The sequence below is a fragment of the Nocardia sp. NPDC050717 genome (assembly GCF_040654275.1).
Taxonomy (GTDB): Bacteria; Actinomycetota; Actinomycetes; order Mycobacteriales; family Mycobacteriaceae; genus Nocardia.
In genome coordinates this window covers 1-15,407 of sequence record NZ_JBFAHR010000001.1, presented here as the reverse complement: position 1 = coordinate 15,407, position 15,407 = coordinate 1, and the positions used below count along the sequence as shown (strand labels likewise).

Genomic DNA, 15,407 nt, shown 5'->3' with positions numbered 1-15,407 from the left:
TCAGTCGAACAGTCCGTCGGTGTGCGTATCGGCACCGGCGCCGGTGACGGTACTCGATTCACCGAACAGCGAGCTGTCGCCGCCGAGGCTCGAGCCGTGCAGGCCGGAACCGAACGCGCTCGACACGTCGACCGAGGACCAGGTGTCGGCGGCCGTGGTGACCGCGCCCTGCGTCGTCGCGCCGCCGGTGAGGTCGCCGGTCGCGGCGGTGGTGGTCTGGGTCGTGCCCGCCACGTCGCCGGTGAGGCCGCCGGTCGCGGCGGTGGTGGTTTGGGTCGTGCCCGCCAGGTCACCGGTGAGGCCGGTGCCGCCGGTGACGCCCGATTCGCCGGTGAGCGCGCCGGAAAGGCCGCCGCCGAGGCCGGTTTCGAGGCCGGTGCCCGCGGAGCCGCCGAGGCCCGCGACGCCGCCGAGGCCCGCCTCCGCGCCGCCTGCTGCCGAACCGGCAAGGCCGACACCGGATTCCACCGCGCCGCCGAGGCCGGCTTGGGCACCTGCCGTGGCGCCGAGGCCCGCGTCGAGCGCGCCACCCAGGCCCGCCTGCGCACCCGCAGCCGTCGAACCAGCAAGGCCGACACCGGATTCCACCGCACCGCCGAGGCCCGCTTGGGCACCTGCGGCGGCGGAGCCTGCCAGGCCGAGGCCGGTGTCGACCGCGCCACCGAGGCCCGCCTGGGCGCCGCCGACCGTCGAGCCTGCGAGGCCCAGCGCGCCACCGAGGCCCGCCTGCGCGTCACCCGCGAGGCCGGTCTCGAGACCGATGCCGGTCGCGCCGGAGAGCGCGGTGTCGAGACCGGTGCCGACCTCCGCGGATCCGCCGCCGGTGAACAGTCCACCCAGGCCGCCGGTGAGGTCGGCGCCCGCGGCAGCCGCGCCGCCGAGCCCGGTCTCCAGGCCGGTGCCGAGTTCGGCGCCGACGCCGGCCGCACCGTCGAGTCCGGTGATCGCCGTCGTGGTCACCGCGGCACCGAGCCCACCTGCCGCCTGCGCCCCGGCATTCGCCGCCGCCCCCAGCCCGGCACCGACCGAGGTCGCACCGTTCGCTCCGGCCTCGAGCCCGCCACCGAGCTGTCCGCCGAGTTCCGAGGTGAGCCCGGCAGTCCCGCCGACAGCACCTTCGAGCCCGGCCCCCGCACCGACCGCACCATCCACCGCACCGCCGAGACCAGCCGCGATCCCACCTGCCGCACCGGCAGCACCCGACAGTGCACCGCCGAGACCGGCCGTCGCGTCCGCGGCACCCGACAACGCGCCATCGAGACCCGCACCGGCGTCGAGCGCACCGTCGAGGGCGCCGCCGAGACCGCCGGTGAGATCGGCGCCCGCGTTCAGGGCCCCATCGAGGCCGAGGCCCGCCGCACCGTCGACAGCCCCACCGAGACCAGCGGCGAGATCGCCACCCAGCCCGGCCCCCGCACCGACCGCACCCGTCAGAGCACCGTCCAGCCCGGCCCCGGCGCCTACCGCACCGTTCACGGCCCCATCGAGACCGGCGCCGAGACCCGCTGTGGCGCCCGCGGCACCGCCCAGCGCACCGCCCACACCCGCAGCGGCGTCGACCGCGCCACCGATGGCACCGTCGAGACCGGCCGTGAGATCAGTTCCCGCTCCGACAGCGCCGGACAGCCCACCGTCCAGGCCTGCACCCGCAGCACCACCCAGAGCTCCGCCGAGACCGGCGCCCGTTTCGATCGCACCGTCGAGAGCGCCGCCCAGTTCGGTGGAGAGGCCTGCGCCCGCATCCACCGCACCCTCGAGCCCGGCACCGACACCGGCGGCACCATCCAGCGCGCCGCCGAGACCGGCCGTGAGATCCGTGCCGGCTTCGACAGCGCCGGACAGAGCACCGTCGAGACCAGCGCCTACACCGGCGGCACCGTGCAGCGCGCCATCCAGTCCGGCGGCCAGGTCGCCACCGGCACCGACCGCGCCGGACAGGGCGCCGTCGAGACCAGCGCCGATGCCCGCGACTCCGTCCAACGCGCCGTCGAGGCCCGCGCCCGCGTCGATCGCGCCGTCCAGAGCACCATCGAGGCCGGCAGCCAGGTCGCCGCCCGCACCCACAGCGCCGGACAGGGCGCCATCGAGACCGGCACCGATACCGGCGGCGCCGTCCAGCGCACCGTCGAGGCCGGCAGCCAAGTCACCGCCCGCACCCACGGCACCGGACAGCGCGCCGTCGAGACCAGCGCCGATACCTGCAGCGCCCTCCAGCGCGCCTTCGAGACCGGTCGTCAAGTCGCCGCCCGCACCGACAACGCCGGACAGGGCTCCATCGAGGCCCGCGCCGATACCCGCAGCACCATCGAGCGCGCCGCCGAGACCGGCAGCCAGGTCGCCGCCCGCGCCCACGGCACCAGACAGCGCGCCGTCGAGACCAGCGCCGATGCCCGCAGCGCCTTCCAGCGCGCCGCCGAGACCGGCACCCGCGCCGATCGCGCCATCCAGAGCGCCGCCGATACCCGCAGCGCCATCCAGCGCGCCTTCGAGGCCGGTCGTCAGGTCGCCGCCCGCACCGACGACGCCGGACAGGGCGCCATCGAGGCCCGCGCCGATACCCGCGGCACCGTCCAGGGCGCCGTCGAGGCCGGCTGCCAGGTCGCCACCGAGGCCAACTGCGCCGTTCAACGCACCGTCCAGGCCCGCGGCCAGGTCACCGCCGGCGCCGACCGCGCCGTTCAGCGCACCGCCGAGTCCGGCGGCCAGGTCACCACCGACGCCGACCGCGCCGTTGAGCGCACCGCCGAGCCCGGCGGCCAGGTCACCACCGACGCCGACCGCGCCGTTGAGCGCACCGCCGAGCCCGGCGGCCAGATCGCCACCGGCGCCGACCGCGCCGTTGAGAGCGCCACCCAGACCGGCCGCCAAGTCGCCACCGACGCCGACCGCGCCGTTCAGCGCACCACCCAGACCGGCTGCCAGATCGCCGCCGATTCCGACCGCGCCGTTGAGACCGGCGGCCAGGTCGCCGCCGAGGCCGATCGCGGTGCTGAGGCCGGTGGAGAGGTCGGCGTCGAGGTCGATGTTCGTGTTGGTGACCGCGGTGATGGCGGTGTCGACGGCGGCGCCCACCTGGGCCGCGACGTCGGCGACCGCGGACGCGGTGGCGCCGAGGCCGAGGTCGATGTCGGCGTCCACCTCGGTCGCGGCGGTGACAGCGGCGGCGGTGGTCGCCGTGGCGGCGAGGGTCGCGCCCGCGCCGGCGGCGGCACCGGCCGCGACGATCGACTGCAGGTGGGAGCCGCCGGTGACCAGCGCGGACTCCGCCACCATGGGGGCGCAGGCGGAGATGTCCTCCGGAGTCACCTCGAGCCCGGCGGCGGCCAGCGCGGCGCACGGATTGGCGCAGTAGGTGGCGGCGGCGTCCTTGTCGCGCAACAGATTGAGGATGAACTCCAGAATCGCGTTGGGTGTCATCGAGATCAGCTCCTCCAGATCAAGGGCTCGGCGCCCGATCCGTTGTCGTTGGAATGTCTTTCACGCTAGGTCCGCAGGTCGTTACAGGTAACGGGGCAAATACCTAGTTCATGCCGGGGGCGCCCCGTTAGGGGCTCGATGCCGATTAGGGGAATTTCCCCGTACTTGCCCTACCGCGGGTAACAGCGGCCCCCTGGCTACCGACAGATCGGGTGGGACGCCGGGTCACCCGGCGGTCTCCGACAAGGTCCATCGGAGTACTGCGAACGGGGTTGTTCAATGACAGAGCGTCTGGCGCTCGGCCTCACTGTCGGCGCGGCGAATTCGGTCGCCGCGGCCGCCGAGGCCGACGGCGCCCATGCCACCGTCGCGACCCACCGTAGCGCCCTGCTGCTCGACGCCGACGGCTCGGTGACCTTCGCCGACACCGCACGCCACACCAACGGCGTCGTCATCGACGACTACCTGTCCCGCGTCGGCGACCCGGTAGACCTGCTGGCAGCGGACGGTTCCACGCACGACGCGGCCGACCTCGTGGCCGCCGCGACCCACGCACTGGTCACCGAACTGTCCGGTACCGCAACCGAATCCACCATCGTCGCCTGCTACCCGGCGTGGTGGCCGGAGCAGACGGTCGAGACCGCGAGGGCGGCGCTCACGCGGGCGGGGCTGCCGGATGTGACCGTGGTCCCCGAGCCGCTGGCCGCCCTGCGCCGCTACGAGATGGAGAACGGCCTGCTCGACGACGGCGCCCTGGTCGTCTACGACCTCGGCGCGAGCGGGCTCACCGTCACCGTGCTGCGCACCGGCGAACAGGCCGGACTGCTCGGGACCGCGCTGCACAGCACCGCCGTCGCAGGCGCGGAATTCGATCTGCTGACAATGCGCTACGTCCTGGCAAACGCGCTCGAGGATATCGATATCGATCCGTTCGATCCGGTCGTCGAAGCGGAATTGTCGAGACTGCGTGCCCGCAGTGCGACGGCGAAGGAAGAACTGTCCCGGTCCACCGCGACCGTGGTTCCGGTGGGCAGGCTCCATCCCGACATCCGCACCGAACAGGTGCGGCTGACCCGCGGCGAGCTCGAAGACCTGCTGCGCCCCGCCCTGCTCGACTCCATGGACCTGATCCGCGACGCGGTGCGCCGCGCCGGGCTCGGCACCGGCGACATCAGCCGGGTCCTGCTCACCGGCGGCGGTGGCGCGATCCCGCTGGTCGCCGAGCTGATCTCGACCGAGTTCGGACTCGCGGTCACCGCCTGCGCCGACCCGGCCACCGCTGCGGCACACGGCGCGGCGGAGATCGCCCTCGACGTCGCCGCGGTGTCGGTGCCCACCGAGGCCATTCCCGCCGTGGTGGTCGCGCCGCCGCCCGCGGCCGCCACAGAGAGCGCGCTGCCGTCGTCGTCGGAGCCCGCGCCGACCCGGATGTTCACCGCGAAGCGGGCCGCGCTCGTCGGTGTCGCGGCGGTGGCGATGGCGGCACTGGCCACGGGAACGCTGGCGATCGGCGGGGTCACGTCGCCGCTGCCGAGCAAGCCGGACCCGGCCAGCACGGCGCCCGCGGTCGACGGCGCCTCGACCGGACAGGGGACCGCGCCCGCGGCCGCCACCGGTTCGGGCGTCGCGGATCCGGCACAGCCGGGCACGCCCGGAGTGATCGCCCCGGCGGGTTCGCAGCCCGCGGGCACCACCAATGGACAACCGGTCGGGACCGAGGCGGGAGCACCCGGCACGGCGACCGCGGGTTCGCCCGCCCCCGCCGACACGCCGAGGGGTGGGACCCCCGCACCCGCGGGCGGCGCGCAGGCCCCCGCACCCCAGCAGCCTGCACCGCAGGCCCCGGCCCCCGCTCCGGCACCGGCTCCCGCACCAGCCCCGGCGCCCGCCCCCGCCCCAGCGCCTGCTCCGGCTCCCTCACCCTCCCCCGCGCCGCGGCCGCAGCTCCCGGTCAACCCCGGCGGCCTGATCGAGGACCTCGGCGGCGTGGTCGACGAGACCCTCGAGACGGGCACCCAGTTGCCGGGGCAGATCCTCGGAGGAAACGGTGGCTGAGATCGCTCTCGACACCTTCCCCAACGCTCGCACCGTCTTTCGTGAGCTCGACGCGATCGACCGCCAACCGGTTCTGCTGATCCGCGGCCGCGCCGAAACCGGGAAGACGGTGCTGCTCAACGCCGTTCGCGCGCATCTGCGCGGCCGGGGCCGCACGGTAGCCGACGCGACGGGCGACACCGAGTCGGTGCTCATCGCCGACAACGTGCACAGCTGCGGCGACGCCGAACTCGAAACCCTCTGCGCCGCGATCGAATCCGGCCGCCCGGCCGTGCTGGCCACCCAGCCGCGCCCGCACGACCCCCGGCTCCGCGCGCTGACCGACGCGGTGGCCAGGCGCGGCCGCACGGTGGAGCTGCGGGCGCTTGGCAGCGGCGACATCACCACCTTCGCCAGGGAACTGGGCATGGCGGTGTCGCAGCCACTCGCGCTGCACATCCATCAGCTCACCGCGGGCATCCCGGGCGGTGTCGTCGCGGCACTGCGCGCGGCGCGCACGACGACCCTGGACGCGTGCACGAGCGCCGTCGAGCACGCCGTGACGACGTGGGCGCGCACCCAGCTGGACACGATCGAGCCGGACCTGCTCGAGACGCTCGTCATCGCGGCCACCGGAACCGGTTTGGACGCAACCGAACTCACCGAGGTGCTCGGCATCGACGCCGACACCGCGCACACGCTGATCGATCGCGCCAGGGCGGGCGCGCTGGTCACCGACGCCGACCTGCTCCTGGCTCCCGCCGTGGAACCGCTGCGCCGACTACTCGGCGAGCGTCGCTACGTCGCCGTGCAGCGCGGACTGCTCACCGCCCGCATCGACGCCGGACTGCTGCGTGACCGCACCGCGCTGATCCTGGCCGAGTCGGGTGTCGTCGACGCCCGTCTGGCCGACTTCCTCTGCGACACCGCCCCCAAGTCCGGGACGGCGGCGCGCTACTACGCCGCCGCGGCGGCCGCGGGCGCACCCGTCGAGTCGATCGCGGTGCGCTGGGCCGAGGCCGCCGCGATCGAGGGCGACAACGACACCGCCGTCCGCCTCGCCGAGCCCCTGCTGACCGCGGACGGGATCGAGCCCACCGAACTCGTCGCCGCCGTGCGCATCTGCGCAGGCGTGCTCACCCGGCGCGGCCTGGCGAGCAGGGCGGCCGGACTCTACGACTGGCTCGGCCCCGGCCGGGTCGGCGCCGACTGGGCGTCGGCGGCGATGGTTCTGCTGCTCACCGGCGACATCACCGGCGCCGCCGACATGTCCGAGACCGCACGGCAGTGGCCGCCGACCGAGGCCGACGCGGGCGCACGCCTCGTCGCGGGCGCCCTGCGCGACTCCCTCGACCCGCACGGCTCCGGCACGGCCGCGGCGATCTCCGCCCTGATCCAGGCGGGCAACGCCGGCGACGGCCGGTTCCTGCCCTGCGCCGCGGTCTCGGTCGCCACGCTGTTGTGCCTCGGCACCGGCGACCCACGTCGCGCCGAGGACGCGCTGCGCCGGTCCACCGAGACCGGCCGTCAGCTCGCGGTCCTGCGCGCCTGGACCGCGCTGCTCGGCGGCGACGAGCGACGAGCCGCGAGCCTGCTCGCCGAACTCGACATCGCCGCCCTCGACGCCCGCGACCAACTGCTCGCGCACGCCCTCGCCGTCGGCCTCGCCCGCCGCGGCGGTGACCACGCGGCCCTGGCGCACGCGTGGCAGGACGCCTGCCCGCTGTTCGACGAGCTCGAAGCCGACCTGCTGAGCCTGCTGCCGATCGGCGAACTCTGGCTGGCCGGCATCCGGCTCGGCGAGGTCCGCCGCATCCAGCCGCTGGTCGACGCGGCGCGCGCGCTGCTGCGCAAGCTGGGTCGCGCGCCCGCGTGGACCAACGCCTTCCACTGGTACGGCGTGCAGGCCGCGCTGGCCGAGGAATCACCGCGCGAACTCCTGCCGCACGCCCACGCGCTCAAGACCGCGGCGGAAGCGGGCGACCAGCAGGCCGCCGCGCTGGCCGACGCGGGCCGCACCTGGGTGCTCGTGCTGCGCGGCCAGGTCGTCGCGGCCGACGTGCAGGCGGCGGTGTCGGCGCTCGCGGAACTCGGCCTCACCTGGGACGCCGCCCGGCTGGCCAGTGAGGCCGCGCTCGCCGTCGACGATTCCGCGACCGCGACCGTGCTGCTCAAGCTGGCCCGCTCGGTGCGCGCTCGCGCCCAGCCCGTCGAGCCACGCCCCGCGGCCGCGCCGGTGTCGCCCGCGCGGGAGGACCCCGCCCCGCGCGCCGTCGACAACACCACCCTCAGCGAGCGCGAACGCGAGGTGGCCGAGCTGGTGCTGCTCGGTCTGACCTACCGGGAGATCGGCGCTCGGCTGTACATTTCCGCCAAGACCGTGGAGCATCACGTCGCGCGGATCCGGCGTCGCATAGGCGCGCGGTCCCGATCGGAATTATTGTCAATGCTTCGCGCCATGGGACACGGTTCGCTGCTGGTGTAACTCGGCGCGAACCTGACGTCGACGCCGAAGCGAGGTAAATCGGATGGCCACTGGGGTCGGCCTGCGGATGGCCGATGACGAGTGCATCGCCGCCGTGGTCACCGAGGACGGCGCGGTGCGGCTCATCGCGCGCGACGCGGTGCTGCACATGTCCGACGACGGTGACGCCGCACTCGGCGGCCCGGCGCCGACCGGGCACGCGCACTCGATCTCCGGTTTCGTGCGCGCCGTCGGCGACCCGTCCGGGGTCGACGTCGACGGCGGCGAGGCCTACCGCGCCGAGGACCTGCTGGCCACCGCCATGTTCTGCCTGATCGACCTCACCACCGAGCACCTCAGCGGCCCGGCCGAGTTCTACGCGACGCATCCGGCGCGATGGACCCCGGAGATCGTGCGCGGCGTGCGCGAGGCACTGGACTATCTGGGCCTGAAGTCGGTGGCGCTGCTCGGCGAGGACGAACTGCCCCAGCCCGAGGACGGCGTCGAGCCCGGCGGCGCGTACGCCAAGGCCGCCGCCGAGGCCGCGCTGGTCGCGGTGCTGGCGACGCCAGCGGGCGCGACGCCGCCCGATCCGCTCGTCACCGAGAACTCCCTCATCGCCACCGATGTGATTCCGGCACTGGCCCGTCCGGCGGTGACCGCGCAGGCGTATTCGGCGGCGATGCCGGTGACCGTCCAGCCGACGAAGGCGATACCGACCCCGACCTCGGCGATCCCGGTGGTGTCGCCCGCGGGCCCACCGAAGCCGGAGCGCAGCCGCACCCCGCTGCTGATCGCGGCCGCGGCATTGGTCGGGCTGCTGCTGGGCGGCGTCGGCGTCTCGGTCGCGCTGCGCGGCGACGAACCGACCGCGCCGCCGCCGATCTCGGACGCGCGCCCGGAAACGCTCACGCCGACACCGACTCCGTCGCCGTTCGTGCCGGCGCCGCCGCCGGTCGTCGAGACCACGACGCCGCCGCCGGTCGTCACCACGACACCGGAACCCGAGCCGACGACCAGCACCGAACCGCCGCCGACGACCACGCCGGAACCGTCGCCGACGCCGGAACCGACCACGCCCGGCCGCAGCACGACCCGTCCGCTGTTGCCGTTCCAGACGGTCCCGCCGGGCTCGCTGCCCTCCCCCATGCGCATTCCGGGCTACAACTGATCGGGTGCGGGGTACGGTAACCGCGCCCGCTGCCCGACTGTGCCCTAGAGTGATGCGCTGACCGACATCACTGCCGCCGGTGGTGGTCTCGATCACTCGTGCCGACGAAGGGATTTCATGCGCAAGTTGGTGGCGCGTCGCGCCGCAGTCAAGGCTGCCTCCGCCGGTTTTGCCGCGACTGTTCTTCTGGCCCCTCTGCTCGGCTCCGGCATCGCTTCGGCGGAACCCGCTGCGCCCACCCAGCTTTCGGCGGACGCCCTCCCCGCAGAACTCGCGACCGCGATCTCGCGCGACCTCGGCATGACCCCGAGCGAATATCTCGACCGTGCCGCCCGCGCGCAGCAGCTGCGTGACTACGCCACCGAGTTCCGCGCCGCGAACCCCGACACCTTCGCCGGCGCGTGGATGACGCCGGAGGGTAAGGCCGTCGTCGCCGTCACCGACGCCGAGGCGGGCAAGCTCGCCGCGGCCGCCGGGTACCAGACCCACGTCGCGCCGATCTCGGCCAGCGGCCTGGAAGGCGCGCTGGTGCAGCTGAGTCAGTGGATCGCGAGCCTGCCGCGCGAGATCTCCGAGCCGATCAGCTCGGTCGCCATCGACGCGCTCAACAGCCAGCTGGTGCTCAACATCGCCAACACCGGCACCGGGCACCTGCTGAACCTGCCCACCCTGATCGCCACCATCAAGGTGGTGCTCTCCCCCGGCGGCGGCGGTCCGGTCGAGTACAAGCCGATGGGCGGCGACACCTACATCACCGCGACCAAGGACCTGCACGACACCACCCTGCGCGGCGTCGACGTGTGCTCGTTCGGCTTCAACAGCACCGACGCCGCCGGCAATGCGCTCAACATCTCGGCGGGCCACTGCAATCCGAACATCGACAACGGCGGCACCGCCCCGGTGTACGTGCCGAACGTGCGCGACATCCCGAACAGCCCCGAGGTCGGGTCCTTCGCCAAGGCCGTGCTCGGCGGTCCGGCCTCGCTGGACTACTCGGTGATCAAGCTGAACGAGCGCGCCGTGAACGCGGGCATGGACCAGCCCCGGGTGCGTGGCGCCAACGGCACGACGCTGGCCATCACCGGCACCGCGGAGCCGGTCACCGGCGCCCCGGTGTGCAAGACCGGTCAATCGTCCACGTTCACCTGTGGTTTCGTCTCGGCGGAGCGGGTGGAGACCCAGCTGTTCACCGCGGAGGGCGTCAGCAAGACCATCCGCGGCTTCGCCAGCACCGCCTGCACCCTCGGCGGCGACAGCGGCGGCGCAATCGTCACCGGCACGCTGGCGCTCGGCATCACCAGCGGCTCCAACGCCGCCGAGGCGCCCAACTGCACCGAAGCCAACACCCAGCTGGCGCCGTTCGGCGGCACCGCCTCCCTCGGCGTCCCGATCCGGCCCATCCTGGCCGACATCGAGGCGAGCTCCGGTGGGGGCCTCGGCAGTGGAATCGCGGTGCGCACCAAGCCGAACGCGGGCTGAGGCGCGCGGCACGGGCCGAGTGGGGGAAATCTCGTGACCGGTACGAGTAGGCATAACCGGTCCGAGCCCATATAGTTCGATCATGCTCCTGCCACGTATGGGTCGCACCCCGTCCGCGCGAAGCTCGAGAAGAGCTCGGAAGTCCGTGATCGCCGCGTCCGCGGCGATTCTGCTGTTCGGCCCCACGATGGCGGTCGCCGACGCGCAGCCGGCGCCCGCGGTTGATCTGCCCGCCCAGCTGGTCGAGGCCGTCACCCGCGATCTGAAGATCTCGCCCGAGGAGTACCTGCGCCGCGCCGAGGTGGCCCAGCAGGTCGCCGCGTTCGCCACCACCGCGCAGCGCCAGTTCCCGCAGTCCTTCGCCGGCGCCTGGCTCAACGACGCGGGCAACGCCGTCGTCGCGCTCGCGCAGGGCCCCGGCGCCGACGAGGCCGCCACCGCCGCCGAGTCGGCCGGGTTCGAGGTCCGCAACGTCGCCAAGAGCGAATCCGCGCTGCGCGGCGAGAAGACCGCGTTCGAGAACTGGCTCGATTCCGCGCCCGCCGAGGTCTCCGCACTCGTGCGCGGCGTCGTCATCGACCCGGTGAACAACGCGATCGCCGTGCGGGTGGAGCAGGCCGGCCTGCCGCTGCCCAGCTTCATCGACCCGTCCCGCGTGGTCGTCACCGCACCGCCCGTCGCGGGCGAGCGCGTCGACCTGACCGCCACCCCCGTCGCCGGTGACGGCAACGGCGCGCTGGCCGGTGGCGACGGCTACGCCTCGGTGATGGGCCGCAGCTCGCTGCGCTGCTCGCTCGGCTTCAACGGCACCGACCGCTCGGGCAACGTCATCAACATCTCGGCCGGTCACTGCAACCCGGATCTCGGCTCGGCCGGTACCGGCAACGCGGCCGCGATCTACGAGCTCAACGGCGACCGCGCGGGCGCGCAGCTCGGCACCTTCCAGAAGTCGGTGCTCGGCGAGCAGGACTACTCGATCATCCGGGTCAACGACAACGCGCGTGCCCGCTTCGAGAACAACCTGGTGCGAGTGCCCGGCAACGCCCCGATCGCGGTCGACGGCGTGGCCACCCCGGTGGTCGGCGCCCCGGTCTGCAAGTCGGGTTCGCGCACCGGTTTCAGCTGCGGCATCATCAACGGCGTCGACCAGACCGTGCAGGTCGGCGACCGTCAGCTCACCCAGAGCTTCTCGGCCAACATCTGCGCCCTGCCCGGCGACTCGGGCGGTGCGATCGTGACCGGTCGCCAGGCCCTCGGCATCTCCAGCGCGTCGTCGGTCGCCGACTACCCGATCTGCGAGATCCCGAACATCATCGGCGCCATCACCGGTGACGTGCCGCAGCTGTTCGCGCAGCCGCTGAGCGTGGTCCTGTCGGACAACCCGGGACTGTCGGTCCGCACCAACTGATCGCGGTATCCCAGGCACAGAGCAGCCACGGAAAAGGCCGGTAGCACTGAGCTACCGGCCTTTTTCGTGCGCAGGGCATGCTGGACGGCATGTGTTTGGTTCTGCTCGCCTGGCGGGCGCACCCCGAGTACCGGCTGATCGTCGCCGCCAATCGGGACGAGTTCTACACCCGGGCGACCGAGTCGCTGCGGGCCTGGCCCGGGGAGATGCTGCTGGCCGGGCGCGATCTCGGCGCCGCCGCGCCCGGCACCTGGCTCGGCTTGCGCACCGACGATCCGCGCTTCGCCGCCGTCACCAATGTCCGTGATCCCCAGGACAATCCACCCCACCCGCGCTCACGCGGCGCCCTGCTGATGGACTACCTCCGCGGCGCCGAGCCGCCAGGCGACTATCTGTCCGCGACCGCCGCGGCGGCCGACGCCTACATCGGCTACAACCTGCTGGTCAGCGATCTGCGCACGCTGTGGTGGCATTCCAATCGCAGTGGCGTCGGGCCCACCGAGCTGGCACCCGGGTTGCACGGGCTCTCGAACGGCGCGCAGCTGGCCTCGCGGGCGGGATCTGCGCACAGCCGTCCCCAGCCGAGCGGCGTGGGGACACCGTGGCCGAAGGTGTCGAGCGGGCTGGCCGGGCTACGCGAGATCGTCGCGAACACACCGGATTCCGTCGACGACTATTTCGCGCTGCTGGCCGACCGGACCGAGGCGCCCGACGATCTCCTGCCGCGCACCGGCATCCCGCTGGAGTTCGAGCGGGCGGTGTCGGCGCGCTTCGTCGCGCACGACCTGCACGGCACGCGAGCGAGCACGGTGCTACTGATTCGGGAGGACGGTCACTTCACCATGGCCGAGCGCACCTTCGGCCGGTACGGGGCCGTGGGCGGGTCGCAATCGCTGTCCGGCGTCGTCGACCTCGACTGAGAAACGCGAAAGGCCCCGCTCCGTGCTCGGAGCGGGGCCTTTCGTGGTGGATCAGTTGGCCGGGGTACCCGCCGGCGCCGAGGCGACAGCCTTCGGCTTCTCGGCCCACACGGTGGTGCCCTCGGGCGCCTGCATGACGTTGAGCAGCTCGATGCCCGCGGCCAGCATGGTCGGACCGCCGATGGCGATCATGCCGAGGATGCCGCCGACAGCGGCGCCCAGCGGCAGACCGGCGAGGCAGCCGACACCGAACAGCGGCAGGCCGAAGACGCAGCCGACCACGGCGCCGATGGCGGTGCCGACGAAGGTGCCGATGGCGGTGCCGATGCTGAACTTGCTGGAGAAGTCGTTGATCGCCTTCTGGTTCTCCTGCGCGGAGGCGATCGGGTCGGCCTTGAGGACCGGCTTCACGCCGACCGGCTCGGTGCCGACCTGGAGGCCTTCCGGCTTCTCCGGGGTCAGCTCGAGGACGGTGTTGTCCTTGGTGACCGCCGACTTGGTCGGGATGTCGGTGCCGTTGACGGTGAAGTCGATCGGCAGCGAGACCACGGTCGCACCCGTGGTGTCCTTGATCTCGGCGACCTTGGTCTTCGGCGCCTCGGGGGTCTCGCCGTCCTGCTCGACGATCGCGAAGGTGCCGTTCTGCAGGGTGGCGACGATGGTCTTGTCGACCAGCTTCACCGAGTACTTGATGTCCTGAGCCGCGGGAACAGGCTCAGCGTGCGCAGTCCCCAGCGACACGGTCATCGCGCCGATAACCAGTGCGGCAGCCGCAGTGGTCCTACGGAAGTTCATTCGGGTTCCAATCCATCAGGTGTGGTGCGGCGTGCGATCCTCGACATGCGAGACCCGTCAAGTAGGAACACACCGTGAGGTGTCCCTTACTTCTCCCCGAGCAGTGTGAAGACCGGCACAGCAGACAGAACAGCTGGAGCCTAATGGACCGAAACCTGGGTGACCAGAAGGAATCTCGGTCGAGCTAGTAAGCCTGACCTTAGCTTCGGTGCAGATCACGCGCGGTTTACGGTGTTCACCAGCAGACATGGGAACCTTCGAGCAAACATTTATGTGATATTGCTCACAGGCAAAACCCAGGTCAAGCGCCAGTAAACAAGGTCAGAGCACAAATGCCGATCCTACGGTGGACACCGGTAGTTACTGGCCGGTAACTTAGCGCCGGTTACGATACGAGCCAACTGGGTGAGTCCTCTCGCCCACGACCCTCGTGTTGCCTCTAAAGAAAGGTCGCGACATGAATGCCCTGACAATCACGTTGGGCACGATTGGAGCAGTGCTCAGCCTGTTGTGTTGGGCGTCGTTCCTCAGCGGCGCGTGGAAGATCGGCAAGGCCGTGACGATCGGCCAGTCCGCGCCGGACCGGTGGCGACCGTTCTTCCCGCGCTTCAAGACCATGATCGTGGAGTTCATCGCGCACACGCGGATGAACAAGTTCCGCACCGTCGGCTGGGCGCACTGGCTGGTCATGATCGGCTTCCTGGCCGGTGCGCAGTTCTGGTTCATGGCCTACGGGCAGACCTTCGACCCCACCTGGTCGTGGCCGTTCATCGGCGACACCTGGTGGTTCCACCTCGGTGACGAGATCCTCGGCGTCGGCACCGTCGTCGGCATCGTGACGCTGATGATCATCCGCCAGCTGAACCACCCGCGCCTGCCCGCGCGCATGTCGCGCTTCAGCGGCTCGAAGTTCGGTCCGGCGTACTTCGTCGAGTGGGTCGTGCTCACCGAGGGCATCGGCATGGTGCTGGTGAAGGCCGGTGTGCTGTCGCTGACCGGGCACTCCACCTGGACCGACCCGATCACCGGGCAGATCGCCAAGATCATCCCGGCCAACGTCACGCTGATCTCGATCTTCGCGTTCGTGAAGCTGATGTCCGGCATGGTCTGGCTGTTCGTGGTCGGCCGCAACATCACCTGGGGCGTGGCCTGGCACCGGTTCTCGGCCTTCCCGAACATCTACTTCAAGCGCGAGGCCGACGGTGGCGTCGCCCTCGGCGCGGCCAAGCCGATGATGTCCAACGGCAAGGTCCTGGACATGGAGAACGTCGACCCCGATGTCGACAACCTCGGCGTCGGCCGCATGGAGGACTTCTCCTGGAAGGGCTGGCTGGACTTCTCCACCTGCACCGAGTGCGGTCGCTGCCAGTCGCAGTGCCCCGCCTGGAACACCGGTAAGCCGCTCTCGCCCAAGCTGCTGATCATGTCGCTGCGCGACCACGGTTACGCCGCCGCCCCGTACCTGCTGGCCGGTGGCCGCAAGGATCCCGGTGGCGACGAAATCGGTCTGGTCGACGCCGACGGCAAGCCCGACGAGGCGAAGCTGGCCAAGATCTCCGAGGCCGCTCGCGCCGAGGCGGAGCGTCCCCTGATCGGTGCCGAGGACGTCCACGGCGTCATCGACCCCGAAGTCCTGTGGTCGTGCACCACCTGCGGCGCCTGCGTCGAGCAGTGCCCCGTCGACATCGAACACGTCGACCACATCATCGACATGCGCCG

At 72.2% G+C, this 15,407-nt stretch carries 9 protein-coding genes; 7 read left to right on the top strand and 2 right to left on the bottom strand.

Annotated features, from left to right (window positions below; translation table 11 throughout):
• The gene (locus AB0H56_RS00045; RefSeq protein WP_357155699.1) at positions 1 to 3,417 is read right to left on the bottom strand and encodes an IniB N-terminal domain-containing protein; all 3,417 of its coding nucleotides are present in this window, start codon (positions 3,415 to 3,417) and stop codon (positions 1 to 3) included.
• Between the two features lie 279 nt (positions 3,418 to 3,696).
• Here AB0H56_RS00045 and AB0H56_RS00040 point away from each other — a divergent pair, with 279 nt between their 5' ends.
• The 6 genes from AB0H56_RS00040 to AB0H56_RS00015 all read left to right on the top strand — a co-directional run bounded on the left by AB0H56_RS00040 (position 3,697) and on the right by AB0H56_RS00015 (position 12,893).
• Positions 3,697 to 5,472, top strand: coding sequence for an Hsp70 family protein (locus AB0H56_RS00040; protein ID WP_357155697.1), 1,776 nt, complete (start codon positions 3,697 to 3,699; stop codon positions 5,470 to 5,472).
• Positions 5,465 to 7,936: a LuxR C-terminal-related transcriptional regulator gene (locus AB0H56_RS00035; RefSeq protein WP_357155694.1), complete on the top strand. Its 2,472-nt coding sequence runs from the start codon at positions 5,465 to 5,467 to the stop codon at positions 7,934 to 7,936. The genes AB0H56_RS00040 and AB0H56_RS00035 overlap by 8 nt, the downstream gene beginning before the upstream one ends.
• Before the next feature lie 43 nt (positions 7,937 to 7,979).
• Positions 7,980 to 9,086 (top strand): hypothetical protein, encoded by a 1,107-nt coding sequence (locus tag AB0H56_RS00030; RefSeq protein WP_357155691.1) that lies wholly within the window; start codon positions 7,980 to 7,982, stop codon positions 9,084 to 9,086.
• Positions 9,087 to 9,203: 117 nt separating this feature from the next.
• Positions 9,204 to 10,565: a S1 family peptidase gene (locus AB0H56_RS00025; protein WP_357155688.1), complete on the top strand. Its 1,362-nt coding sequence runs from the start codon at positions 9,204 to 9,206 to the stop codon at positions 10,563 to 10,565.
• Between the two features lie 145 nt (positions 10,566 to 10,710).
• Positions 10,711 to 11,973 (top strand): S1 family peptidase, encoded by a 1,263-nt coding sequence (locus AB0H56_RS00020; RefSeq protein ID WP_357155685.1) that lies wholly within the window; start codon positions 10,711 to 10,713, stop codon positions 11,971 to 11,973.
• 89 nt (positions 11,974 to 12,062) lie between these two features.
• Positions 12,063 to 12,893: an NRDE family protein gene (locus AB0H56_RS00015; RefSeq protein WP_357155682.1), complete on the top strand. Its 831-nt coding sequence runs from the start codon at positions 12,063 to 12,065 to the stop codon at positions 12,891 to 12,893.
• A 51-nt stretch (positions 12,894 to 12,944) separates the two neighbouring features.
• Here AB0H56_RS00015 and AB0H56_RS00010 read toward each other — a convergent pair whose 3' ends face one another.
• Positions 12,945 to 13,640 carry a hypothetical protein gene (locus tag AB0H56_RS00010; protein WP_110037660.1) on the bottom strand — a complete coding sequence of 232 codons (696 nt, stop codon included), beginning with the start codon at positions 13,638 to 13,640 and terminating at the stop codon, positions 12,945 to 12,947.
• 505 nt (positions 13,641 to 14,145) lie between these two features.
• On the opposite strand from AB0H56_RS00010, the gene AB0H56_RS00005 reads away from it, so the two are divergent.
• The coding region (locus tag AB0H56_RS00005; RefSeq protein ID WP_357155678.1) for a (Fe-S)-binding protein at positions 14,146 to 15,407 on the top strand (1,262 nt) is incomplete at its 3' end.